Below are 24,346 nucleotides of genomic sequence, written 5' to 3'. Positions count from 1 at the left end.
GAGGGTGCCTCCGCAAACTATACGGAGGACGCCTCCGGTTCTACAATGCCATTCTGGGATCCTGGAATTCCGGGATCGGACCTTGGGAGGCAGGTGGCGATGCGGGCAGACGCGCAGCGCAACTACGACCGGTTGCTGGCCGAGGCCCGACAGGCCTTCATCGTGCACGGCACCGACGCGTCGCTGGAGGACATCGCACGCCACGCGGGCGTCGGCATCGGCACCCTCTACCGGCACTTCCCCGACCGCTACGCGCTGATGAACGCGGTCTTCGAGCAGGAGGTCGAGCTGCTGACCGTGCGCGCGGACGAACTGCTGACGGCGGACTCACCGACCGACGCACTCGTCCGGTGGCTGCGGATGGTCGCCGTCCACTCCACCATGTACCGCGGGCTGGCGGCGGCCATCATGGCCGCGGGCGACGCGAAGATGACCGCGTGCAAGGCACCGCTGCGCGCGGCGGGCGGGGCACTGCTGGAGCGCGCCCAGCGGGCCGGTGAGGTACGTGCGGACGCGACCATCGCCGACCTGCTCAAGCTGACGAACGCCATCGTGCTGGTGGCCGAGAAGGACCCGGAGCGCCAGGCGATCTTCGACCGGCTGATGGACCTGACCCTGCACGGCCTGCGCGCCCCGGCAGGAGTCACCGCGCAGGCGTGATGCCGGAGCTCCCGTGACCAGGCCTTTCCCAACCCCCAGGCCGTTCCGCGACCCGGGCCTGCCACGGCCCGGGCCCAGTCCGTCGGATCCCTTCCCGCGGCGTCCCTAACGGCGCCGCAGGTCGGCGATCCTGGCTGCCTGCTGGTCGGCCGCGATCGGCGCCGCACTGCGCAGCGGCGGCTGTCCCGGGTGCGGGTGCCTCCGGGGCGCGGGCATCGGCATCTCGCGGCGCGGCCGGCCGGCCGCGATGGCGTCGGCCCCCATCAGGGACGCGACGGCGACCTGCACTCCACGGTCCGCGAGGGCCTGGAGCTCGGTCGCGCTGCGGTCGTCACCGGGCGGCGGTTCGTCCGTCACCAGATGCGTGATCAGATCCGTGGGCACGGTCTGGAACATGGTGTCCGCGCCCAGTTTCGTGTGGTCGGCCAGCACGACGACCTCCGCCGCCGCCTGCACCAGCGCCCGGTCCACGCTCGCGGAGAGCATGTTGGACGTCGACAGACCGCGTTCCGCGGTCAGTCCGGCGCCGGACAGGAAGGCCCGCGACACCCGCAGTCCCTGGAGGGACTGTTCGGCGCCGCTGCCGACCAGGCCGTAGTTGGAGCCGCGCAGAGTGCCGCCGGTCATGACGACCTCGACCCGGTTCGCGTGTGCCAGCGCCTGCGCCACCAGCAGGGAGTTGGTGACGACGGTCAGTCCCGGGATCCGCGCGAGCCGGCGGGCCAGCTCCTGCGTGGTGGTCCCGGCGCCGACCACGATGGCCTCGCCCTCTTCGACGAGACTCGCCGCGAGATCGGCGATGGCCGTCTTCTCCGCGGTCGCTAGATGGGATTTCTGCGGAAAACCGGACTCCCTGGTGAAGCCACCCGGCAGAACCGCACCGCCATGCCGGCGGTCGAGCAGTCCTTCGGCCTCCAGAGCGCGCACGTCCCGCCGTACGGTCACTTCGGAGGTCTGGACGACACGGGCGAGCTCACGGAGCGAAACCGCTCCGTTGGCCCGCACCATTTCGAGGATCAATTGGCGACGTTCTGCAGCGAACACGGAACTGACAGTAACGCCAACGACCGTCTGCTTTCAGCACTTTGCGCCACTTAACCGAAGTCGTGCACAAAAGAGACCATCGGGTGGTAGAGCCTTTACGGCTCCACCACCCGGTTACCGTCCGGTCATCTCCCGGCCGCGACCGACGCCCGCGAGCGGCGGCCAGGCCGTGGCCTAGAGCTCGCTCGCGGTCTTGCGGGTGTGCAGCTGGCGCGCCACCTCGGCGATCGAGCCCGACAGGGACGGGTACACGGTGAACGCGTTCGCGATCTGCTCGACGGTCAGGTTGTTGTCGACCGCGATCGAGATCGGGTGGATCAGCTCACTGGCCCGCGGCGACACGACGACACCCCCGACGACGATCCCGGTGCCGGGGCGGCAGAACAGCTTCACGAAGCCGTCCCTGATGCCCTGCATCTTCGCGCGCGGGTTCCGCAGCAGCGGCAGCTTGACGCAGCGGGCGTCGATCCGGCCGCTGTCGACGTCAGCCTGGGTGTAGCCGACGGTGGCGATCTCCGGGTCGGTGAAGACGTTCGAGGAGACCGTCTTGAGGTTGAGCGGCGCGACCGCGTCGCCCAGGAAGTGGTACATCGCGATCCGGCCCTGCATGGCGGCGACCGAGGCGAGGGCGAAGACGCCGGTGACGTCACCGGCCGCGTACACGCCGGGCGCCGAGGTGCGGGAGACCTTGTCGGTCCAGATGTGGCCGGAGTCCTTGAGCTTGACGCCCGCCTCCTCCAGACCCATTCCGGTGGTGTTCGGGATGGCGCCCACCGCCATCAGGCAGTGCGAGCCGGTGATGACCCGGCCGTCCGCCAGGGTGACCTCCACCCGGTCGCCGACCCGTCCCTCCTCGCCCGCCTTCGGCGAGGAGGGTCCCTGTGTCGTAGCAGGTCCGGGAACACGCTTGGCGCTCGTGGCGCGGGAGCGCGCCATCACGTTCATGCCGCGGCGCCGGAAGACGTCCTCCAGCACGGCGGCGGCGTCCGGGTCCTCGCCCGGCAGCACGCGGTCGCGCGAAGAGACAAGCGTCACCTTCGAGCCGAGCGCCTGGTACGCGCCGGCGAACTCCGCGCCGGTCACACCGGAGCCCACCACGATGAGCTCCTCGGGGAGCTCGTCGAGGTCGTAGACCTGCGTCCAGTTCAGGATCCGCTCGCCGTCCGGCAGTGCGTCCGCCAGCTCGCGCGGGCGGGCGCCGGTCGCGATGAGCACCGCGTCGGCCGTCAGCGTCTCCGACGTGCCGTCCGCCGCCTCGACGACGACACACCGGGTGCCACCTGCGGTCTGGCAGCCCTCCAGTCGGCCGCGACCGCGCATCACCCGTGCGCCCGCACGGGTGACGGAGGCGGTGATGTCGTGCGACTGGGCGAGCGCCAGCCGCTTCACCCGCCGGTTCACCTTGCCCAGGTCCACGCCCACCACACGCGCCGCCTGCTCCAGCGGCGGGGTGTCGTCCGCGACGATGATGCCCAGCTCTTCGTACGAGGAGTCGAAGGTGGTCATCACCTCGGCGGTGGCAATCAAAGTCTTCGACGGGACGCAGTCGGTGAGTACCGACGCCCCGCCCAGACCGTCGCAGTCGACGACGGTCACCTCCGCGCCGAGCTGCGAGGCAACGAGCGCTGCCTCATATCCGCCGGGTCCGCCGCCAATGATCACGATCCGAGTCACGTACCCCATTGTCCCGCACGCGCCAAGCGTTCACTTACAGGGGGCTCACCTCCCTCCCGTACTCTCGTCCTCATGTCGCTCTACGCCGCCTACGCAGGCAACCTCGACGCGCGGCTCATGACCCGCCGCGCCCCCCACTCCCCGTTGCGCGGGACCGGCTGGCTGGACGGCTGGCGGCTCACCTTCGGCGGTGAGCAGATGGGCTGGGAAGGTGCCCTGGCGACCCTGGTGGAGGACCCGCTGCGGCAGGTCTTCGTGGGGCTGTACGACATCGCGCCGATCGACGAGGAGTCGATGGACCGCTGGGAGGGCGTACCGCTCAGCATCTACCGGCGTACGACCGTGCGGGTGCACACGCTGGACGGCGAGGTCGCCGCCTGGACGTATGTGCTGAACGACTACGAGGGCGGCCTGCCGAACGCCCGCTACCTCGGTGAGATCGCGGACGCCGCGGAATCGTGCGGCGCGCCCCACGACTACGTGATGGAGCTGCGCAAGCGCCCCTGCTGAACCGCCGGCACCAGGGCCCGTCACCCGTCCCGGCGGTGTCCTAACCTCCCGCCGGCACGGTCGTCAATCAGCGGATCATCCGAAATCCCGGGGACGCTCCGCTGGGACGTCTACGCGCGTAGGCCGGAACCGGATACCCTCGTGCGCGTGAACGCTTCTGTTAACCCCGACCCGTACGGCGCCGCCGATGCCGCCGCCGCCCGCCTGCGCGAGCTCACCGGCGCCGAGACCCATGACGTCGCCCTCGTCATGGGCTCGGGCTGGGTCCCCGCCGCCGACCAGCTCGGCACCGCCGACGCCGAATTCCCGATCACCGAGCTCCCCGGCTTCCCGCCCCCCGCAGTGGCCGGCCACTCGGGCAAGGTCCGCTCGGTCACGATCGGCGGCGTCCGCGCCCTGGTCTTCCTCGGCCGCAACCACCTCTACGAGGGCCGCGGTGTCGCCACCGTCGTGCACGGTGTCCGCACCGCCGTCGCCGCGGGCTGCAAGACCGTCGTCCTCACCAACGGCTGCGGCGGGCTGCGCCCGCACTTCCGCCCCGGCCAGCCGGTCCTGATCAGCGACCACATCAACATGACGGCGACCTCGCCGATCGTGGGCGCCAACTTCGTGGACCTCACCGACCTGTACTCCCCGCGGCTGCGCGCGCTGTGCAAGGAGGTGGACCCCACCCTGGAGGAGGGCGTCTACGTCCAGCTGCCCGGCCCGCACTACGAGACCCCGGCGGAGATCGGCATGGTCCGCGCCATCGGCGGTGACCTCGTCGGCATGTCCACCACGCTGGAGGCCATCGCCGCCCGCGAGGCCGGCGCCGAGGTGCTCGGCATCTCCCTCGTCACCAACCTGGCGGCGGGCATGACCGGCGCGCCGCTCAACCACGAAGAGGTCCTCGAGGCCGGCCGCGAGTCCGCCACGCGGATGGGCAGCCTGCTGGGCCAGGTCCTCGGCCGCCTCTAGGTCGTGCCGGCCCGAACGGGTCGATGCCCCTGACCGCCGGGCAGGCTTGCACCACAGGCCTGCCCGGCGGCACCTCCCGGACCCCGTCCGCGGCAGCATCCGTACGCACCTCCCCCCGATCAGGAGCTCTTATGGGAACCGACAGGATTCAGCTCACGCACGCCGCGCGCACCTGGCTCGGCGAGGACCCGGACCCGGACACCCGGGCGGAGCTGGAGGCGCTCCTGACGGCGGTGGAGGCCGGTGACGAGGCAGCTGCGGCCGGACTGGAGGAGCGGTTCTCCGGGACGCTCCAGTTCGGCACGGCCGGGCTGCGCGGCGAGGTCGGGGCCGGCCCGATGCGGATGAACCGTTCGGTGGTGATCCGGGCGGCCGCGGGCCTCGCCGGCTATCTGAAGGCGCAGGGGCAGACCGGCGGCCTCGTCGTCATCGGCTACGACGCGCGCCACAAGTCGTACGACTTCGCGCGCGACACGGCGGCCGTGATGACCGGCGCGGGCCTGCGGGCGGCGCTGCTGCCCCGCCCGCTGCCCACGCCCGTCCTGGCCTTCGCCATAAGGCACCTCGGCTCGGTGGCCGGCGTCATGGTGACCGCGAGCCACAACCCGCCGCAGGACAACGGCTACAAGGTCTACCTCGGCGACGGCTCCCAGATCGTGCCGCCCGCCGACGCGGAGATCGCCGACCAGATCGCGGCGGTCGGGTCGCTCGCCGACGTACCGCTGGCCGCGGACGGCTGGGAGGTCCTCGGTGACGACGTCATCGACGCGTACCTGACCCGGGCGGCCGGCGTCGTGGCACCGGGCGGACCGCGTGACGTGTCCGTCGTCTACACACCGCTGCACGGCGTGGGCCGCGAGGTCCTGATGGCGGCCTTCGCGCGCGCCGGCTTCCCTGCGCCGACCCCGGTCACCGAGCAGGCGGAGCCCGACCCGGACTTCCCGACCGTGGCCTTCCCCAACCCGGAGGAGCCGGGGGCGATGGACCTGTCCTTCAAGGCCGCGCAGTCCCTCGGCCCGGACATCGTCATCGCCAACGACCCGGACGCCGACCGGTGCGCCGTCGCCGTCCCCGACCGCTCCTCGGCGTCCGGCTGGCGGATGCTGCGCGGCGACGAGGTCGGCGCACTGCTCGCCATCCACCTGGTGAACAAGCACGCGACGGGCACCTTCGCCGCCTCCATCGTGTCGTCCTCGCTGCTCTCCAAGATCGCCGCCGCGGCCGGCGTGCCCTACGAGGACACCCTCACCGGCTTCAAGTGGATCGCCCGCGTCGACGGCCTGCGCTACGGCTACGAGGAGGCGCTCGGCTACTGCGTCGACCCCGGCGGCGTGCGCGACAAGGACGGCATCACCGCCGCCCTGCTCATCGCCGAGCTGGCCGCGTCCCTCAAGGAACACGGCCGCACCCTCGACGACCTCCTGGACGACCTGGCCCTCGACCACGGCCTGCACGCCACCGACCAGCTCTCCGCGCGCGTCGCCGACCTCTCCCTCATCGCGGACGCCATGACGCGGCTGCGCGAGAAGCCCCCGACGGTCCTCGCGGGCCTCACCGTCGCCACCGCCGAGGACCTCGCCGAGGGCAGCGAGCAGCTCCCGCCCACCGACGGCCTCCGCTACACCCTGGCCGGCGACACGGCCTCCGGTGTCGGGTCGGCACGGGTGATCGTGCGCCCGAGCGGCACCGAGCCCAAGATCAAGTGCTACCTCGAGGTCGTCGTCCCCGTCACCACCCTCACCGCGGCCCGCACCACCGCGGACACGGTCCTGGCCGCCCTCAAGAAGGACCTGGCGGCGGCCGCCGGCATCTGAGGGTCAGCCGAAGCGGCCGTTGACGTAGTCGGTGGTGCGCGGGTCCTGCGGGTCGCTGAACATGGCGTCCGTCGGACCGTGCTCCACGATGACTCCCGGCGTGCCCTGCTCGGCGAGGAAGAACGCGCAGGAGTCCGACACCCGCGCGGCCTGCTGCATGTTGTGGGTGACGATCACGATGGTGACCTCGGACGAGAGGTCCGCGATCGTCTCCTCGATGCGGCGGGTCGACGTGGGGTCGAGCGCCGAGCACGGCTCGTCCATCAACAGCACCCGCGGCCGCACCGCCAACGACCGCGCGATGCACAACCGCTGCTGCTGCCCCCCGGACAGCGCGCCACCGGGCTGCCGCAGCCGGTCCTTGACCTCGTTCCAGAGCCCGGCCCGCGTCAGACACTCCTCGACCAGATCGTCCCGCCCGGCCCGGGTGGACTTGATCCCGCCGAGCTTCAGCCCGGCGAGCACGTTGTCGTAGAGCGACATCGCGGGAAACGGGTTCGGCTTCTGGAACACCATCCCGATCTGCCGGCGAGCACTGGTGATGCGGCGCCCCCGGTCGTAGATGTCCTCCCCGTCGAGCAGCACCTGCCCGGCGAGCGAGGCGGACCCGATCAGCTCGTGCATCCGGTTCAGCACCCGCAGGAACGTCGACTTGCCACAGCCGGAGGGCCCGATGAGGGCGGTGACCTGGCGCGCGGGCATGGTCAGCGAGACCCGGTCCAGGACCTTGTGATCGCCGAACCAGGCGGAAACAGCATCGGCCCGCAGCGTGGCGGCGCCCGTCTCGCTGAGAACCGGAAGTACCTCGGTATCGGTCATGGTGCAGATCTCCGTTCTCAGAGCAGATTGGGAAGCAGACAGGTCGCGGCCCCGGACGCGGCGACCCCGAGCGCGGTGAGCACCGGAACGGCGGTGATCCAGGTCTGCCACCGCCCCCAGCGTCGATGCGTCCACACGGTGAGCAGCGCGGCCGCCAGCAGCGCCTGCGACCACAGATAGACCGACATCCAGGCACCGCTCTCGGTCCCGAGCGGCTTCTCGGCGGCATCGATCCACCCCGCCCGGCGCGGCCGGGGCGGACTCGGCTGTGTCTCCGACACCAGATCCGCATCCACCCGAACGACCCCCGACGGCGTATAGGCCCAGCCGGTCGCGGTGACCAACGTCAGCCGCCCCTTGTTCGTACCGAGAACCGCGGGCAGCGGATCGCCGTCCCTGCGGATCCCCGTGACCCGGTACTCAGCGGTGGACTGACCGGTCGTCACCTTGATCACAGCGCCCACCGGCAGCCGGGCAACATCGTTGAACGGCCCCCCGTACCCCCACGCCCGCCCCAAGATCTGACTGGTGCCCGCCTGCCCGGGAAACGGCGTATCCCGCCGGTGCCCCGGCCCGGACCGCAGCACACCCGACGTGGTCCCCTCGAAGACCACCTGCTTCAGCCCGAGCGCCGGAATCCGCAACAACGCCATGGGCGCGCCCGCTTCCAACGGTTTACCGTCGAACGTCGTCTGTCCCACCGGCGCGGTACCCATGGCGAGTTCGGCGCGCAGATCGTCGTACGCGGTGCGCTGGTCGCGCGCATGCTGCAGATGTCCCACGATCGTCAGGTTCGCGGCGAAGCCGAGCAGCAACGCCGCAAGAACACACAGCGCGGCACCCACCAGCGCGATACCGGGCGCGGGAGCCGGCCGTTCAGCAACGGGCTCGGGGGACCGGATGGCGGGCGGGGCGGGTGGGGCGAGCACGGTCACGGGGATGCGCTCCAAGTCGTTGAGAGAGGACCTGAGGGGCGGCCCTGAACGGCCACCGACGGAGACCGGCGGCTTGAACGGAAGGGGGACGGGTCCGCAGGGGTGGGGTTTCGAAATGCTGCCGAGCTATTTGCGGGCCGCCAGGCCCGTAAATAGTCGATTTCGAAGCCCCGCCCCGGAGGGCCCGGCCCCCGGCCCACCACCGGTCAGCGGCCAGCGGCCGGCGGTCAGCGGCCGGCGGCCGGCGGCCGGCGGTCAGCGATGCCGCGGCGCACCGAACGTCAACAACCCACTCCGCCGCGCATGCCGCACGAACACGACACCCGCCACAGCCAGCACACCCGCGGCCACCCCCAACGGCAGCGCCGCCCCGGCACCGGTATGCGCAAGGCTCCCGTTGCCACCCGTCGACCCGCCGCCGGAACTCCCGCCCGTACCGCCATCACCGGACGTACCGCCGGCGCCCGACGTCGTGTCCCCCGTCGTCGCCGACGCACTGGGCGAACCGGTATCCGTCGCCGTAGGCGATCCCGTGTCGCTGGGCGACGGAACCCCGGTGTCCGTAGGGGTCGGAGACCCCGTATCCGTCGGTGACGGCGACTGCGTCGCCGCCGTGACCGTGTACGTCACCACCGCCGACGTCGACGCCACGAACGCCGCCGGATCCGCCGGCGTGAACCGCGCCGTCAGGTCATGCGCCCCAGCAACGAGCGCGGACGTCTTCACCGTGGCCTGCCCGGAGACCACGTCCGCCTCCCCCAACGCCGTCGCTCCGTCGAAGAACGCGAGCTTGCCGACGGCCCCCGCCGGGTCGACGGCGCCCGTCAGCGTCACCTCGGCGCCCGCGGCGGCGGTGCCCGCCGGGCTCGCCGTCAGGGTGGTGGCGGTGGGCACGGCCTGGGACTTCACCGTCCAGGTGTCACCGGTGCTGGTGATGGTGGTGGAGAAGGCGGCGGGCGCCGCGTCCCCGGTGCCGTTCCAGCACGTGACGCGCAGCTCGTCGTCCCCGTCGGCGACCGGCGCGCCGATGACGTCCGCCAGCGTTCCGCCGATCGCGTCGTAGGTGAGGGTGAACGGCCCGGTGTCGAACCCACCGGACTCCCGGGCGCCGGGGATGGTCACGGCGGAGCCGTCCGGCATGACGAACTGGAGGGCCGCCGACGCGCCGAAGCCCGCCGGGCAGCCCGCGGACGTGCGCAGGGACGTCAGGAACGGGTCGGCGGTGAGGTCACCGCCGGCGGGCGTCGGCGCGAACGTCCCGGCGCTAGCAGCGGACCCGCTCGCAGCGGCTCCGGCGTGCGCCGGCGCGGCCGCGCCGAACAGGGCGGCCGCGGCCGCGAGGAGGACCGCCGCCAGGGCGAACAAGACGGCCGGGACTTTCCGTGGTGCGATGACGATCATGGTGGCGATCCCCCCAAGGGATGTACCGCGGTCAGGACGGAAGCCGGGCGCCTGAGAGGCGCCCGGCCGTTGAACGAGGTGTCAGATCAGCTCCGGCACAAGGTCACTTCTCGCCCTTGACCGTGGTCGAGCCGCACGACGCGCCCAGCGAGCCGAAGCCGTAGTTCTGGATGACGGTGGTCTGGGCGCAGACCTTCGACGTCGTGCCGACGAAGGTGGAGGAGATGAGCGCGTCGGTCAGCTTCGCGGTCGGGACGACGTTGTAGACGTCGCGCACGATCGGGAAGGAGGTGTTCAGGACACCGCCGGTGGTCGGAGCCACGCCGTTGACGTTGCGCAGCACGGACGAACCACGACGGTTCGGCACGTTCGGCAGGCTCTTGCCCTGCGCGATGTACTGGGCGATCGAGTACGGCATGATCTGGCTGTTGTTGGTAAGGGCCAGGCCGTTGTTCTCCTGGATCGTGCCGTTGACGCACGAGCCGATCGTGGCGTCGGTCAGGCCGAGGGTGTTCAGCCAGAACTTCCGCGTGCCGGAACCGGTCTGCGGCAGCAGCGGCTGGATCGTCACGCCGTTGAGCGACGTCAGCGTGCACTTGTAGATATCGGTCAGCTGGGTCTTGGTGAGGTTCGTCGGCAGTGCGCTGAAGGAGCGCGTGGCGTAGGTGACGCCGTCCTTCGCGAACGGGATGAAGGTCAGGTCCGTGGTGCTGGTGTCCGACGGGCCGCTCGACGAGCGCGCGAAGTCGAGGCAGCCGGTGCTGTTGTCCACGGCGTTGTTCAGGGCGGCGATACCGGCCCCGGAACCGTCGGGGCGGGCAAGGGTGTCACAGCCCACCGCACGCGTCTTGATGGGGGACGTTCCGGTCGCGTCGTAAGAGGCGATGATCTTGCCGCTCGCGTTCGTGACGACGTCGCCGAGACCGTTCACCACGTCCTGGGTGGTGTCGGAACCGACCCCGGCGAGCTGCCGGTACTCGCCGGCCGGCGGGTTGGCCGCGGCGGGGATGGCCATGGCGGCGAGGCTGATGGCGGCAGTCGCGGTGATGAAGCCGATACGAGCGCGGGACTTGACGTTCACTTCTGTTCTCCTCCGAATAAACGGATACCGAATGGACGTGCAAGCAAAATCCGGACTTTCGTGCTGCCGACCCGTCGGCCGGCCACCGCAAACAATTCCCGAATTACGTTGCGGTGGCCACCAATTGGGGCGGATGAAAAGGTTACGGGAGGGTTTCCAAGGCACCCCTTAGGAGATTCGCCACAGCGAATGCGACTGCTGGTATCCCCTTCAGGCACCACGAATCCCCCGGCATGCAACGGCCCTCCTCAGGACCGCCGGCGCCACACCCCCCACTGGAGCATCGCCGGGCCGGCCAGCGCCGAGCCGCCGCCCGCGACGAGGACCGCCAGCAGCACCCAGCGGATGGCGCCGAGCACCGCGCCCGGCGTGGAGCCGGTGGCGCGGACGACGTTCTGCTTCTGCGGATCGATGTGCTGGGCGGGGTTCACGGGCGGGGTGGCGGACGCCGGTGGCCCGCCGGACGTGCCGGCGGTGCCGCCGCCGGGACCGCCGGTCGTCGCGCCGCCGCCGGTGCCGGACGAGGTCCCGACCGTGCCGCCCGCGGATCCCGCGCCGGCCGTGGCGCCGCCGTCCGCCCCCGGCGGGTCCGTCGCCTTCTCCAGGGTGGTGGCGGCGGCGAGCGCCTGGGTGCGCAGCGACTGCGGCATGGGCGCGTAGCCGGGCGGCAGCTGGCCCGCCGACACGCCGGGCGTCTGGCCCGGCCCCGCCGCGTACCGCATGAGCCGGCTGTACGCCGCGCGGTCCGCCGCGGGCCGGCCGGTCGAGGCGGCGGCGTACGTGACGGTGGTCAGCGGGTACGCCCCGCCCCTGGCGCTCGCGGGGTCGGGGCTCAGCACCCCGGGGACGGCCGACGGCCGCATCGTGCCGACGCCCTTGGCGAGCGCGTCGTTCGTCGGCTTCACGAACGTGCCGTCGGCGGTGCGCAGCGCGGCGGTCCGCAGTCCGTACCGGGCCGCGGAGGCGGAGTCGACGAGGGCGATGACGGCCCGGTCGCCGGGCTTGGAGGCCTGGCTGACCAGCTTCGCCTTGTGGGCGTTGCTGTCGAGCTCGGCGACGATCGTCCGCCCGGTGTTGCCGCGCCGGGTGCGCTGGGCGCTGTCGTGCATGTCCTGGGTGTACGGGTCCAGGTCGGTGATCCCGTACTGGAGCGGGTCGTTCGGGGGTACGGAGAGCGCGGGCGACAGCGTCGGGTCGGACTTGGGGAAGTCGGTCAGGCCGGTGTCCTTGTCCAGGGTCAGGCTGCCGAAGTACGGATTGATCTTCGCGCCCCAGGGATCCGGCTTCCCGGCGAGGAAGTCCCTGGCCTCCGGGTCCGACCGCAGCCACTGCCAGACCAGGCGCGCGGTGTCGGTCTCGTCCAGCGGCACCAGCAGGGAAAGCGGCCGGGCCGCGTCGACCGCCCAGTTCTTGTACTGCGGATTGAGGGCGATGAATTCCGGGTCGTTGCGCAGGGACGCCGGATTCTTCGCCACATGTGCGGGCGGCTGCGCCAATTGCCAGCCCGGCACGTCACGGATATAGGAATGCGTGAGCATTTTCGCGACGAGCCGTGGCGTCAGTCTCATTTCCTGCAGTTCGCCGGAGCCCGGTGTCTCGATGTAGAACCCGAGGGTGAGGCCGGAGACCGCGACCGGCGCGTGCACGACGGGTGGCCCGCCTTCCGCGGCCTCCACCGGGTCGAGGGTGAAGGCCAGACCGGGGGCGGCGGCGGCCGCCGCCGTCACCTGGCGGCGGGCGTAGGGCTCGCCGCTCTGGCTGAACCCGAAGGTCGTACCGGTGCTCTGGCAGAGCGTGGGCTGCCAGGACGTGAGGGCGTCCGTCACCATCTCCGAACCGATGGTGCGGGACTCGGGCTGGCCGATCGGGCAGTAGGAGCCGGTGGCCAGGAAGTCCAGCCGGAAGACGAGCCGTTGTTCCCAGCTGGTGGTGGACAGCCCGGACGCGTCGACCTTGTCCCCGGCGGTCGCCGTCGTACCGTCCGTGTCGTGCGCCCCGCGCGGCACGACGACCAGCCAGCAGTGCCGCGGGCCGGCGGCCGTGGCGTCGCCGCAGCCGAGATGGGGCGCCTGGACGACGGTCTGCGCCTCGAAGACCGACTCCCCGGTGCCGTCGGCCCCGACGCGTACGAACGGCTGCTCGTTGGTGTCGATGGGCCCGAAGTAGGTGAAGTCCGTGGACGACTTGGTCGGCTTTCCCTTGACCGGGCGGAACGGCACGAAGGGGTTGTCGAAGGGGTGCGCCGGGTCCAGGACGTACGTCTTCTCGCCTGGGTCGACCTGGTCGGGCAGCGCCCGCTGGCCGGCCCACCGGCCGCCGGTGCCGCCGATGCCCGAGGCACCGAACTCGCAGTTCTCCCGGTCGGGCCCGTTCCGGCCGTCCCCCCAGCACTGCATGATCTGCAGATAGTTGGAGGTGAACTCGGTGTCGGTGGTCGGTGCCCCGCCGGTCCAGGTCACCCGGACGCCCTGCGCCCGCAGCTTCTTCGTCTGGTGGACGGTGACCTTCAGAGCGGAGAAGTCGTCGTAGCGGCCCTTGCTGCCGGAGAGCGTGACGGCCGACTCCTCGCCGTCGGCGGCGCTGGCCTGGGACGTGGTGACGGGCAGTGGCAGCAGGGCGATGACGAGGGCCGCGAGGAGAGCGGCGAACCCGAGGATCTGCCGGCCCGGACGCCTGCTCGCGCGCTTGCTGTTGAGCCTGTTCATGCGTCCGCTCCCTTGCCTGGGGTGCGGGCGGTGCGGCCGCTGCGGCCGCTGCGCGCGCCCAGTGCGCGGGCGGCGATCGGCGGGCCGACGACCACACCGAGCAGCAGGATCGCGGAGAGCGCCATCAGCGTGGTGCGCAGCGCGCCCTGCCCGTCGGCGGCGAGCGAGACGGGGTTGCCCGCCACGGTCGCGTCGCCGCCACCGCCGCTGTCGGCCGGCAGCTGCTCCCCGGTGTCCGGGTCGATGGCCGTGGCGCCAGTGGTGCCGGTCGTCGCGCCCGCCGTCGTGGCGCCGGCGGTGGTCCCGCCCGCCGCGGTGCCGCCGGACGTGCCGGCAGTCGTCCCGCCGGTGGTTCCGGACGAACTGCCGGACGAGCTGCCGCCGTTGGCGCCGGACTTCACCGGCGTCTGCTGGTTCCTGGCACCCGCCGTGCCCGTCGAGCACTGCGTCGTCCCGCGCTTGTCGCAGGGCTGCGGGTACGGGGCGTTCTTGGCGAGGGTGTTGGAGCCGTCGGAGGAGAAGGTGGGGTTGCGGCAACCCTTGATGTCGACGTTCTTGGCCTCGACGCCGGGGATCCGGCGGACCTGCGAGAGCCCGGCCTGCACCAGGTTGATGGGCAGCGGCGAGTAGCCGAGCTGGTCGGCCTGCTGCTGCCCCTCGCAGAGGAAGTAGTAGGCGAAGGCCCCGAGCGTTCTGCCCTTGTCCTCGGTGAACGGCGCCTCGTTCGTGGTCGGGACGATCATGTAGCTGTAGCTGGACAGCGGGTAGGCCCGGCGGTCACCGGAGCGGTAGACGTTGTCGAGGATCTGCGTCAGATAGTCCGTGGAGTTCTTGTCGTCGTTGATCCGGGCGGACATCAGGCCCACAGCGACGCTGGAGGCCGTCGGCTCGACGTAGTAGCCGCTGCTGTTGAGCAGCTTGGCGACGGGAAAGCCGGTCTTGATCGCGTACGAGTACTCGACGTACGTGATCGCGCCCTCCGCCTGGGGCTGCCGGACGTAGCCGGAGACGCCGAGCGAGCCGGACTGGGCGGTGAACCCGGAGCCGGGGATGACCGGGTAGTACGACGTCAGGCCGCAGGGCGTCGGCTTGCCGGCGCGGCGGCAGTAGTCGTTCCACAGGCCGCTCTGCTCCTTGGCCATCCAGGTGCTGAACTGCGCGGTGGTGCCGGAACCGTCGGAGCGGACGACGGGGATGACCCGGCGGGCCGGGAGCGTCAGGCCGGGGTTGTCGGCCGCGACCTCGGGTGCGTTCCACATGGTGATCTTCCCCGTGAAGATCTTGGTGAGCACCGCGCCGGACAGCCGCAGGTTGGTGACCCGCTTGCCGCCGATCTTGAGGTTGTACATGAACGAGGTGCCGCCCGCCACGATCGGCATATAGGCGTAGCCGCGCTTCGGCGGCGCCTCCTTCACGCCGAACTCGGTCAGCCCGTACGGGATTTCCGAGACGCCGAAGTCCGAGACCCCGTTCTTGAACTGCTCGCGCCCGACGGACGATCCGACCGCCGCGTAGTTCACCGTCATCCCGTACTGGGTGACGTTGCGGCGCCACTGGTCCAGCGCGTTGGAGCTCCAGGTGGACCCCGCCCCGCTGATCTTGGTGTACGAGTCGGCGTGCGCGGCGGGTGCCGCGGGCAGCTCGACGGCGAGCAGCACGCAGAGGAGCGCGAGGAGCGCGGCGACGGCGCGGGCGGCGCGGATGCGGCGGGCATCAGCGGGCGGTAGTACGGGTGCGGGTATCACGAAGCACTCCTGGTCGGGGCGGATGCACGGGAGCCGGAGTCGAGCTGTTCCTCGGCGCGGGCGGCGAACCGTGCGGCGAACCGGGCCGCGTCGCGGCGCGAGGCCAGCACACGGCGGTGTTCCTGGCGGCGGGTCAGCCGGCCTGGGCCGCGCCCGCCGATCACCCGGGCGGCGACGAACAGCAGCAGGACGAGCGCCATCAGCACGGCGGCCGTGCCGAATCCGCGGGCGATCATCGTCGGCTCGGGCGACTTGATGAACTCGAACGTGGCCAGTGGCAGCGAGACCTGCGGCCCCGACAGCGGATCGGTGTTGGTGACGGCGGTGAATCCGGCGGTGAGCAGCACCGGCGAGGTCTCCCCGATGCCGCGCGCGGTGCCGAGGATCACGGACGTGGTGAGCCCGGACCTGGCGGTGGGCAGCACCACGTGCCACACCGTCCGCCAGCGCGAGGTGCCGAGGGCGTACGCGGCCTCGCGCAGCGGGCCGGGCACCAGCCGGATGACGACGTCGGCGGCGCGGATGATGATCGGCAGCATCATCACGGAGAGCGCGAGGGCGGCGGCCAGTCCTGAGCGGTCGAGACCGAGGGTGAGGATCGCGGTGGCGTAGATGAACAGGCCCGCGACGATCGACGGCAGGGCCGTCATGGCCTCCACGATGGTCCGCACGAAGCGCGCGAACCGGCCCGGCACCTCGTTGAGGAACACCGCGCACAGCAGCCCGGTCGGAACGGTGACCACCAGCGCGATCCCGATCTGCTCCAGCGTGCCGGTGATCGCGTGCAGGATCCCGCCCGCCGCCAGCGGGTCGAGGGGCCCGGCCGACGCCATGTCCTGCGTGTAGAAGTTCAGGTGCGGCAGCGCCTTGCGGCCCTCCCACAGGGTGTAGACGACGACGAAGGCGAGCGCGGCGAGCATCAGCAGGCCCAGGCTCTGGGCGAGGACGGCCGCCACCCGGTCGCGGACGGCGGGACCGTCCTCGTCGAAGGAGACCAGCAGCGCGTACAGCCCGAGGAAGAGCCCGTACGCCACGAGCGTGAAGCCGAGCCCGCCGCTGAACGGCAGCAGCCGGGTGAAGAGCAGCGCGGTGATGCTCAGCGAGGCCGCCGCGGCGCCCAGCACCGCGTACACATCGGTGGCACGCAGCAGCGCGAGCCGGCGGCGCGGCTCGCGGGGGCTCCCGGCGTCGGGTGACGTCGACTTCGAGGGAAGAGTGGTGCGCGGGGAGTTCTGGGCGCTCATGGCGTTGTCTCCGCGCGGCGGGGCGACGAGGGTCATCGGGCCTTCCTCAGGAGTCGCTGGCCGCGCCGGACCGGCTGCGGGCGACGATCGACGATGCGGCGAAGTTGACGACGAGGGTCATCAGGAAGAGCGCGAGGCCCGCGGCCATCAGCGCGGACATGCCGAACTCGCTGGCCTCGCCGTACCGCAGGGCGATCAGCGAGGAGACGGAGCTGGAGCCGTTCTGCAGGATGTGTGGCTGGACCGCGAAGACCGGCGAGATGATCAGGTACACGCCGATGGTCTCGCCGAGCGCGCGGCCCAGGCCCAGCATCGTGCCGCCGATCATGCCGCCCTTGCCGAACGGCAGCACGACGCTGCGGATCATGCCCCAGCGCGTCGCACCGAGCGCGTAGGCGCCCTCCCGCTCACCGACCGGCGCCTGCGAGAAGACCTCCCGCATCACCGAGCAGGCGATCGGCGCGACCATCAGCGCGACGACGATGCCCGCGACGAAGGTGGAGGAGGTGTAGACGGTGGCGGTCGCGAGCGGGTCCGACGGGTCGGCGCCGTCGACCTTGAACAGCGGGAACCAGCCGAAGTACCGGGCGATCCAGCGCGCCGTGCCCAGCACGTGCCCCTGGAGGAAGAACAGCCCCCACAGCCCGTAGACCACCGAGGGCACGGCGGCCATCAGGTCGACCAGACTGATCAGCGTCTGGCGCAGCCGGGGCGGCGAGTACTCGCAGATGTAGAGCGCCGTACCGATGGCGAGCGGTACGGCGAAGCAGATCGCGACGAGGGCGATGAGCACCGTGCCGGTGAGGACGGCCGCGATGCCGAAGTTCCCGGCGTCGGGCTCCCACGCCTCCGTGGTGAGGAACGAGAAGCCGGCTTTCGACAGCGCCTGCCACGCCCGGTAGAGCAGAAACCCGCCGACCAGCAGCATCACCGCCAGCACGAACCCCCCACCGCCCCGGGCCACCGCGCGGAAGACACGGTCGGGCAGCCCGGGATCCGCGTGCAGCCGCCTCGGTACGTCCTCGGCGGCGGCTGCCGCGGGTGGTCGGTCATGCGTTCGTGTCGTCACATGGCTGACGTTCACGGGGTGCGGTGGACGCGTGCGCAAGGCGATGTGAACGAGGGGCCCCGTAGAGGCAACTTCGGTTCACATGGCGTCAGTTACCGCACATCGGCTCCTTCGGAGAGACCGTTGTCCACCTGTTCGGTCCCGGCGGCACCCATCTCGGCAAGCAGCGCGCGGAAGCGGTCGTAGGCGGTCTGGCAGGTCGAGTGCCGCTCGTAGGCCCGCGACGAGACGGCGACCGTCTGCCCGTCCGCACCGCGCAGCCGCCACACCCAGCCGTTGCTGTCGGCGGCGTGCTGCACTCCCCCGGGCAGCCCCTCCGACCCGGCACACAACCGCCCGAACGCCCGCAGGCACTCCCCGTAGTCCGGGTAAGCGGTTGCGCCGACCGCTACCGTCCGCCCGTTCTGGGCGGTGAGCCGCCAGGAGTGAAATCCCTCGTCATCGATGTCTATCCGACAGCGCGCACCGACCCCGGCCGCGCCCCCCGTGTCCCCTGCTGCCATCCCCCACCCCTGCTGGCCGTCTCAAGGAAGGCTGCATATGCGGCAGACATGCAGCACACGCAATGTAATGAGACTGCGCAGACAAAGGGCGTACTCACAGGAGCACCACAGCATGCCTTCACCACGAAGTTGCCCCTCGTTCACCCCACCCGAGCAAGCGCTCTCCGCCCTCCGGTTCAGCGGATCCCGGAGCGGACCCGCTGACGAAGTCGCTCATCGGCAAGGGTCGGCGCGTCACGCCAAGCGAAGTCGGTCACCTCTTCGGCCTGCAGTTCCCTCACGGGACGGGCTCGGAATGCATTGGGTCCATCGATCCCCCTGCAGCAGTGCCTCGCAAGGGTGTTGCGAAGCTCACAGCAAACCTTAAGGCGAATCGACTTAAGGTTGCAAGGTGTCAGCAACTCCGCCTCCACGGCTCCTGGCGATACGTTGGAGGTCCGCCGATGGAAGGAACGGCCCTTGACGAACGAGGAATGGGAGAGCGAATCGACGCGGTACCTGATTCCCCGTGGGCAGGGCCGGTCGGACGCGTGGACGGAGGAGGCCGCGGAGAACAACCGTCGCGGCGGACAGCGACTTCTCGCTGCGGGGATGGTCGTGCCTCCGCTTGAAGTCGCCCGGGCCCTACGCCTCCCGGAGGGCGAGCAGGTGGTCGTACGACGACGCCTGATCCTGCTTGATGGCCTGCCCGTGGAGCTCGCGGACTCGTACTACCCGGCCCGCATCGCGGCCGGCACCGAGCTCGCCGAGCAGAGGAAGGTGCCCGGAGGAGCAGTCACGCTGCTCGCCCGGCTCGGCCATGTGGCGGGGCACGTCGAGGAATCGGTCACCGCACGTATGCCCACCGAAGTGGAACGGGAAGCCCTTCAACTCGGCGAACAGGACCCGGTGATCCTCCTGTCGCGGCTTATCCTCTCCGGTGACGATCAACCGATGGAGGCCTGCGTGATGACCATGACCGCAAGCGATCGCGTGCTGCGCTACCGGCTCCGGCTCGGCTGACGCATGCCCCACTGGAACGACACCCGGCCCGCCCATCAGCAGATCGCTGCGGAACTGCGTGACCGGATCATGGCGCGCCGATTGGAGCCGGGCAGCAAGCTGCCTTCCACACAACAGCTCATGAACGAGTTCGGCGTGGTCGGCACCACCGTCCAGAAGGCGCTCCAGATCCTGAAGGGCGAGGGCTTCGCCGTCGGGCATCCCGGAAAAGGGGTCTTCATCCGCGAGCAGCCGAACCACACCATTGTTCCGGCCTCGTACATCCCGCCGCCGGAGAGCGGCGCGCCGGATCGCTGGATGGAGCAGGCGGCAGCCCGTTCGCGGACCGGAGCGACCCGGATCCTCGATGTCGCGGAGGTTACGGCCCCGCATGATGTCGCGGAGGCGCTCGGACTGGCGGACGGCGGGACCGCCGTACTCCGGTCCCGGCTCATGCTGCTCGACGACGAGCCGGCGGAGCTCGTGCGCTCCTACTACCCGGTCGAACTGGCCCGGGGCACTCGTCTCACCGACCGCCGACGCATCCGCGGTGGATCACCGACGCTCCTCGCCGAGCTGGGCCATCCGCCCCGGGAGTTCGTCGACCGGGTCTCCGCGCGTCCGCCGACGTCCGAGGAATTCACCGTGCTGGAGCTGCCCGCCGAGGTGTGCGTGCTGCGCACCTTCCGGGTGGTCCACTCCGATGGTGGCCGCCCTATCGAGGCTTCCGTGATGGTGAAGGCAGGCCACCTGTACGAACTCGAATACCGCCTGCCCGTGATGCCCGTGATCTGACGCCGGCCGTCGGAGCGGCCGGGGGTCAGCCGATGACGAGGAGGACGGCCAGGACGATGGCGCCGGTGATGATCGGGGCGATGACCTCGTAGGCCCAGCGGACGCTGACCTCGCCCTGGGCGCCGGGCTTGGCGGCGTTGGTCTCGGCGAGCTCGCGGAGTTCGTCGACGGCCTGGTCGGACCAGGCGCGGGGCGGGATCTCCGGGGCGTTGAGGGCGGAGGACTGGCGGGCCGTCGCGGTGGCGGCGCGGGCGGTCTGGCGGGCGACGCGCTTGCGGGCGCGCAGCGAGACCGGGATCGCCCAGAGCTGGAAGCGCTGGCCGCCGGCGACGACCTCGGTGGAGTAGCCGGCCCGCAGGTGTTCCACGGCCGACCACGGCACGGTGATCGTCCGGAAGGGATTGCGGATGCGGAGCCGTTCCTCGCCCGCGAAGACGGCGGGCCGGATCGTGAAGGCCGCCAGCAGGGGCAGGGCCGCCAGGAGCCCGGCGAGGGTCAGCCACGGGGTGCGTCCCGAGCCGCGGAGCACCGCGTCGCCGCCGAGCCACAGGGAGAGCGCGATCAGCAGCGTGCCGGTGACGATGCCGGCCACCGACCGGTAGGCGCGGTCGTCGTACTTCGGCCGGTCGGGCTGCGGGGTCGGCGTGGGGTCGTCGGAACTCGTCATAAGGCCCGATTCTGCCTGACGGGTGCCGCGCGGCCGGTCGCGCACAGGTTGCGGTACGGCATCGGGACAGATCGGTACGGCGTCGGCATGGATCGAGAAAACAGCGCGGTAGCAGGAAGCGGTGGTAGGAAAAGGGGCCGGCCATCCCCCCTGTGGCCTTGCGGCGCGGGCCCTGTGCGCCCACCCGGCCCCACGGCCGCCACGGCAGCCGACACCGCAGCGCACACAGCCCCGGAGGCACCCGCCCGCCCCGCCGCGAACACGCCCGGGTGTGGCGAACGAATCAGGGGGGTGGTGGTGACAGGTCGCTACGCGCGTAGATATGCTCATGTGGTGACCATGCCCACTGTTCCCGCTTTCGGCCCAGAAGCCGCGGCCCGGCTGGCGACGATGGCGGACGTGACCGCCTCGGACACCGCACTCCGCCGCTTCCTCCACGGACTGCCCGGTGTCGATGCCGTCGGCCTCGAAGCCCGCGCCGCCACGCTCGGCACCCGTTCGATCAAGACGACGGCGAAGTCCTACGCCATCGACCTGGCGATCTCCATGATCGATCTGACCACGCTCGAAGGCGCGGACACCCCCGGCAAGGTCCGGGCGCTGTGCGCCAAGGGCATCCATCCGGATCCCACCGACCGCACGGCCCCCAAGGTCGCCGCGATCTGTGTCTACCCCGACATGGTGAAGACCGCGAAGGAGGCGCTGCGCGGATCCGGCATCAACGTCGCCTCCGTCGCCACCGCCTTCCCGGCCGGCCGCACCGCGCTGCCGGTGAAGCTCGCCGACACCGCCGACGCGGTGGCCGCGGGCGCGGACGAGATCGACATGGTCATCGACCGTGGTGCGTTCCTCACGGGCCGCTACCTGCAGGTCTTCGAGGAGATCAGGGCCGTCAAGACGGCCTGCCAAAGGCCGGACGGCAGCGCCGCCCACCTCAAGGTGATCTTCGAGAACGGCGAGCTGGCGACGTACGACAACATCCGCCGCTGCTCCTGGCTCGCGATGCTCGCCGGCGCCGACTTCATCAAGACCTCGACGGGCAAGGTCGCGGTCAACGCGACCCCGCCGAACACGCTGCTGATGCTGGAGGCCGTCCGCGACTTCCGCGACGCGGTGGGTGTACAAGTGGGAGTGAAGCCGGCCGGCGGCATCCGCACCACGAAGGACGCCATCAAGTACCTGGTGATGGTCAACGAGACGCTCGGCGAGGAGTGGCTGTCCCCGCACTGGTTCCGATTCGGTGCATCCAGCCTGCTCAACGATCTGTTGATGCAGCGCCAGAAGCTCAGCACCGGGCGTTACTCCGGTCCCGACTACGTGACGGTGGACTGACCGACATGGCATTTGAATACGCACCCGCACCCGAGTCCCGCGCGGTCGTCGACATCGCGCCGTCGTACGGGCTCTTCATCGACGGCCAGTTCTCCGAGGCCGCCGACGGCAAGGTCTTCAAGACCGTTTCGCCCTCCTCGGAGGAGGTCCTCTCCGAGGTCGCCCAGGCCGGGGCCGAGGACGTCGACCGGGCGGTGAAGGCCGCCCGCAAGGCGTTCGAGAAGTGGTCCGCGCTGCCCGGCGCCGAGCGCGCCAAGTACCTGTTCCGGATCGCCCGCATCGTGCAGGAGCGCTCCCGCGAGCTGGCCGTGCTGGAGTCGCTGGACAACGGCAAGCCGATCCGCGAGACCCGCGACACCGACCTGCCGCTGGTCGCCGCGCACTTCTTCTACTACGCGGGCTGGGCCGACAAGCTCGGCCACGCCGGCTACGGCGCCGACCCGCGCCCGCTGGGCGTGGCCGGCCAGGTCATCCCGTGGAACTTCCCGCTGCTGATGCTGGCGTGGAAGATCGCCCCGGCGCTCGCCGCGGGCAACACGGTGGTGCTCAAGCCCGCCGAGACGACCCCGCTCAGCGCCCTGTTCTTCGCGGACATCTGCCGCCAGGCCGGGCTGCCCAAGGGCGTGGTCAACATCATCACGGGCGACGGCGCCACCGGCGCGGCGCTCGTGGAGCACCCCGACATCAACAAGGTCGCCTTCACCGGCTCCACCGAGGTCGGCAAGGCCATCGCCCGCTCCATCGCCGGCACGGACAAGAAGATCACGCTGGAGCTGGGTGGCAAGGCCGCCAACATCGTCTTCGACGACGCGCCGGTCGACCAGGCCGTCGAGGGCATCGTCAACGGCATCTTCTTCAACCAGGGGCACGTCTGCTGCGCCGGCTCCCGCCTCCTGGTCCAGGAGTCGGTGGCCGAGGAGGTGCTGGACGCGCTCAAGCGCCGTATGCAGACGCTGCGCGTCGGCGACCCGCTGGACAAGAACACCGACATCGGCGCCATCAACTCCGCCGAGCAGCTGGCCCGCATCACCGAGCTCACCGAGGCCGGCGAGGCCGAGGGCGCCGATCGCTGGGCCCCGGCCTGCGACCTGCCGTCCGCCGGCTACTGGTTCCGCCCGACGCTCTTCACGAACGTCACCCAGGCGCACCGGATCGCCCGCGAGGAGATCTTCGGCCCGGTGCTGTCCGTGCTGACGTTCCGCACCCCGGCTGAAGCCGTCGAGAAGGCGAACAACACGCAGTACGGCCTGTCGGCCGGCATCTGGACGGAGAAGGGCTCGCGCATCCTGTGGATGGCGAACCAGCTCCGCGCGGGCGTCGTCTGGGCCAACACGTTCAACAAGTTCGACCCGACCTCGCCCTTCGGCGGCTACAAGGAATCGGGCTTCGGCCGCGAAGGCGGCCGTCACGGCCTGGAGGCGTACCTCGATGTCTGAGAAGTCTGAAAAGTCCGAGCGGCTCAGCGTTTTCAAGACGTACAAGCTTTACGTCGGGGGCAAGTTCCCCCGCAGCGAGAGCGGGCGGGTGTACGAGGTGACCGACTCCAAGGGCAACTGGCTCGCCAACGCGCCGCTGTCGTCCCGCAAGGACGCGCGGGACGCGGTGGTGGCCGCCCGCAAGGCGTTCGGCGGCTGGTCGGGCGCCACCGCGTACAACCGCGGCCAGGTGCTCTACCGCGTCGCCGAGATGCTGGACGGTCGGCGTGAGCAGTTCGCCGCCGAGGTCGCGGCGGCCGAGGGCATCTCGAAGGCCAAGGCCGCGGCGCAGGTGGACGCGGCCGTCGACCGCTGGATCTGGTACGCGGGCTGGACCGACAAGATCGGCCAGATCGTCGGCTCGGCGAACCCCGTCGCCGGACCGTTCTTCAACCTCTCCACCCCGGAGCCGACCGGCGTCGTGGTCGTCCTCGCCCCCCAGGCGTCGTCGTTCCTCGGCCTGGTCTCGGTGATCGCCCCGGCGATCGCCACCGGCAACACGGTGATCGTCGTGGCGAGCGAGAACTCGCCGCTGCCCGCGCTGGCGCTGGGCGAGGTGCTCGCCACCTCGGACCTGCCCGGTGGCGTCGTCAACATCCTGTCCGGGCGGACGGCGGAGATCTCTCCGTCGCTCGCCTCGCACCAGGACGTCAACGCGATCGACCTGACGGGCGCGGACGCCGGCCTGGCGAAGGATCTGCAGATCGCCGCGGCCGACAACATGAAGCGCGTCCTGCGCCCCCGCGGCGCGAAGGACGGCGACTGGTCCGCCGACCCGGGCCTGAACCGCCTCAAGGCGTTCCTGGAGACGAAGACCGTCTGGCACCCGATCGGCGTCTGACCGGCCTGCGATCGACCTCAGGCGGAGATCCAGGCTCACGCACGCACCAGGGCGTGTGAGCAAGGTCTCCGTCCACCGGCACCCCTCGCGGGGC

Annotated in this window: 21 protein-coding genes; 9 read left to right on the top strand and 12 right to left on the bottom strand. The window is 71.1% G+C overall.

The window, feature by feature from the left end:
• Positions 1-99 precede the first annotated feature (99 nt).
• Positions 100-660, top strand: a complete 561-nt coding sequence (locus tag C8250_RS26575) for a TetR/AcrR family transcriptional regulator (protein WP_138352189.1) — start codon at positions 100-102, stop codon at positions 658-660.
• Positions 661-765: 105 nt separating this feature from the next.
• On the opposite strand, the gene C8250_RS26570 is transcribed toward C8250_RS26575, so the two are convergent.
• On the bottom strand, positions 766-1,704 hold the full coding sequence (locus C8250_RS26570; RefSeq protein WP_138352190.1) for a DeoR/GlpR family DNA-binding transcription regulator: 939 nt from the start codon (positions 1,702-1,704) through the stop codon (positions 766-768).
• A 174-nt stretch (positions 1,705-1,878) separates the two neighbouring features.
• A complete protein-coding gene (locus C8250_RS26565; protein WP_138352191.1) occupies positions 1,879-3,387 on the bottom strand; it encodes an NAD(P)H-quinone dehydrogenase in 1,509 nt (502 codons plus the stop codon).
• Positions 3,388-3,450: 63 nt separating this feature from the next.
• Between C8250_RS26565 and C8250_RS26560 the strand changes: the two genes are divergently transcribed.
• The 3 genes from C8250_RS26560 (at position 3,451) to C8250_RS26550 (ending at position 6,659) form a co-directional block, all read left to right on the top strand.
• Positions 3,451-3,888 carry a gamma-glutamylcyclotransferase gene (locus tag C8250_RS26560; RefSeq protein WP_138352192.1) on the top strand — a complete coding sequence of 146 codons (438 nt, stop codon included), beginning with the start codon at positions 3,451-3,453 and terminating at the stop codon, positions 3,886-3,888.
• A 147-nt stretch (positions 3,889-4,035) separates the two neighbouring features.
• Positions 4,036-4,845 carry a purine-nucleoside phosphorylase gene (locus C8250_RS26555; RefSeq protein ID WP_138352193.1) on the top strand — a complete coding sequence of 270 codons (810 nt, stop codon included), beginning with the start codon at positions 4,036-4,038 and terminating at the stop codon, positions 4,843-4,845.
• Positions 4,846-4,976: 131 nt separating this feature from the next.
• Positions 4,977-6,659 (top strand): phospho-sugar mutase, encoded by a 1,683-nt coding sequence (locus C8250_RS26550; RefSeq protein ID WP_138352194.1) that lies wholly within the window; start codon positions 4,977-4,979, stop codon positions 6,657-6,659.
• A 3-nt stretch (positions 6,660-6,662) separates the two neighbouring features.
• Here the strand turns inward: C8250_RS26550 and C8250_RS26545 are convergent, their stop codons facing one another.
• From C8250_RS26545 to C8250_RS26505, 9 genes are all read right to left on the bottom strand, one after another.
• Positions 6,663-7,478 carry a phosphate ABC transporter ATP-binding protein gene (locus C8250_RS26545; RefSeq protein ID WP_138352195.1) on the bottom strand — a complete coding sequence of 272 codons (816 nt, stop codon included), beginning with the start codon at positions 7,476-7,478 and terminating at the stop codon, positions 6,663-6,665.
• Between the two features lie 17 nt (positions 7,479-7,495).
• On the bottom strand, positions 7,496-8,323 hold the full coding sequence (locus C8250_RS26540) for a sortase (protein ID WP_138352196.1): 828 nt from the start codon (positions 8,321-8,323) through the stop codon (positions 7,496-7,498).
• Positions 8,324-8,668: 345 nt separating this feature from the next.
• Positions 8,669-9,814, bottom strand: coding sequence for an Ig-like domain repeat protein (locus C8250_RS26535; protein WP_138352197.1), 1,146 nt, complete (start codon positions 9,812-9,814; stop codon positions 8,669-8,671).
• A 103-nt stretch (positions 9,815-9,917) separates the two neighbouring features.
• Positions 9,918-10,895: a substrate-binding domain-containing protein gene (locus tag C8250_RS26530; RefSeq protein WP_198357044.1), complete on the bottom strand. Its 978-nt coding sequence runs from the start codon at positions 10,893-10,895 to the stop codon at positions 9,918-9,920.
• A gap of 248 nt (positions 10,896-11,143) precedes the next feature.
• A complete protein-coding gene (locus C8250_RS26525) occupies positions 11,144-13,600 on the bottom strand; it encodes a hypothetical protein (RefSeq protein WP_187144991.1) in 2,457 nt (818 codons plus the stop codon).
• Positions 13,597-15,345 carry a phosphate ABC transporter substrate-binding protein PstS gene (gene pstS, locus C8250_RS26520; protein ID WP_244809368.1) on the bottom strand — a complete coding sequence of 583 codons (1,749 nt, stop codon included), beginning with the start codon at positions 15,343-15,345 and terminating at the stop codon, positions 13,597-13,599. Before pstS ends, C8250_RS26525 begins: the two co-directional genes overlap by 4 nt.
• Positions 15,342-16,625 (bottom strand): phosphate ABC transporter permease PstA, encoded by a 1,284-nt coding sequence (gene pstA / locus C8250_RS26515; RefSeq protein ID WP_198357046.1) that lies wholly within the window; start codon positions 16,623-16,625, stop codon positions 15,342-15,344. Before pstA ends, pstS begins: the two co-directional genes overlap by 4 nt.
• A gap of 10 nt (positions 16,626-16,635) precedes the next feature.
• Complete coding sequence (gene pstC, locus C8250_RS26510) at positions 16,636-17,658, bottom strand: phosphate ABC transporter permease subunit PstC (protein WP_138352199.1); 1,023 nt, start codon at positions 17,656-17,658, stop codon at positions 16,636-16,638.
• A gap of 92 nt (positions 17,659-17,750) precedes the next feature.
• Positions 17,751-18,161: a DUF1508 domain-containing protein gene (locus C8250_RS26505; protein ID WP_138352200.1), complete on the bottom strand. Its 411-nt coding sequence runs from the start codon at positions 18,159-18,161 to the stop codon at positions 17,751-17,753.
• A gap of 459 nt (positions 18,162-18,620) precedes the next feature.
• Between C8250_RS26505 and C8250_RS26500 the strand changes: the two genes are divergently transcribed.
• Both C8250_RS26500 and C8250_RS26495 read left to right on the top strand, forming a co-directional pair.
• A complete protein-coding gene (locus C8250_RS26500) occupies positions 18,621-19,163 on the top strand; it encodes a UTRA domain-containing protein (protein WP_138352201.1) in 543 nt (180 codons plus the stop codon).
• A 3-nt stretch (positions 19,164-19,166) separates the two neighbouring features.
• Positions 19,167-19,937: a GntR family transcriptional regulator gene (locus C8250_RS26495; RefSeq protein ID WP_138352202.1), complete on the top strand. Its 771-nt coding sequence runs from the start codon at positions 19,167-19,169 to the stop codon at positions 19,935-19,937.
• Between the two features lie 25 nt (positions 19,938-19,962).
• Here C8250_RS26495 and C8250_RS26490 read toward each other — a convergent pair whose 3' ends face one another.
• The gene (locus C8250_RS26490; protein WP_138352203.1) at positions 19,963-20,604 is read right to left on the bottom strand and encodes a PH domain-containing protein; all 642 of its coding nucleotides are present in this window, start codon (positions 20,602-20,604) and stop codon (positions 19,963-19,965) included.
• A 339-nt stretch (positions 20,605-20,943) separates the two neighbouring features.
• On the opposite strand from C8250_RS26490, the gene deoC reads away from it, so the two are divergent.
• Genes deoC through C8250_RS26475 form a run of 3 tightly spaced genes read left to right on the top strand, consistent with a single transcriptional unit; the run spans position 20,944 to position 24,252 of the window.
• A complete protein-coding gene (deoC, locus tag C8250_RS26485) occupies positions 20,944-21,936 on the top strand; it encodes a deoxyribose-phosphate aldolase (protein WP_187145318.1) in 993 nt (330 codons plus the stop codon).
• A 5-nt stretch (positions 21,937-21,941) separates the two neighbouring features.
• Positions 21,942-23,372 carry an aldehyde dehydrogenase family protein gene (locus tag C8250_RS26480; RefSeq protein WP_138352204.1) on the top strand — a complete coding sequence of 477 codons (1,431 nt, stop codon included), beginning with the start codon at positions 21,942-21,944 and terminating at the stop codon, positions 23,370-23,372.
• Positions 23,365-24,252: an aldehyde dehydrogenase family protein gene (locus C8250_RS26475; protein WP_138352205.1), complete on the top strand. Its 888-nt coding sequence runs from the start codon at positions 23,365-23,367 to the stop codon at positions 24,250-24,252. The genes C8250_RS26480 and C8250_RS26475 overlap by 8 nt, the downstream gene beginning before the upstream one ends.
• The last annotated feature ends 94 nt before the right edge of the window (positions 24,253-24,346 follow it).

The organism is Streptomyces sp. So13.3, assembly GCF_005860785.2.
Taxonomy (GTDB): domain Bacteria; phylum Actinomycetota; class Actinomycetes; order Streptomycetales; family Streptomycetaceae; genus Actinacidiphila; species Actinacidiphila fildesensis.
The sequence above is the reverse complement of the archived record's forward strand: the minus strand, read 5'-3'. Positions and strand labels throughout refer to the sequence as shown.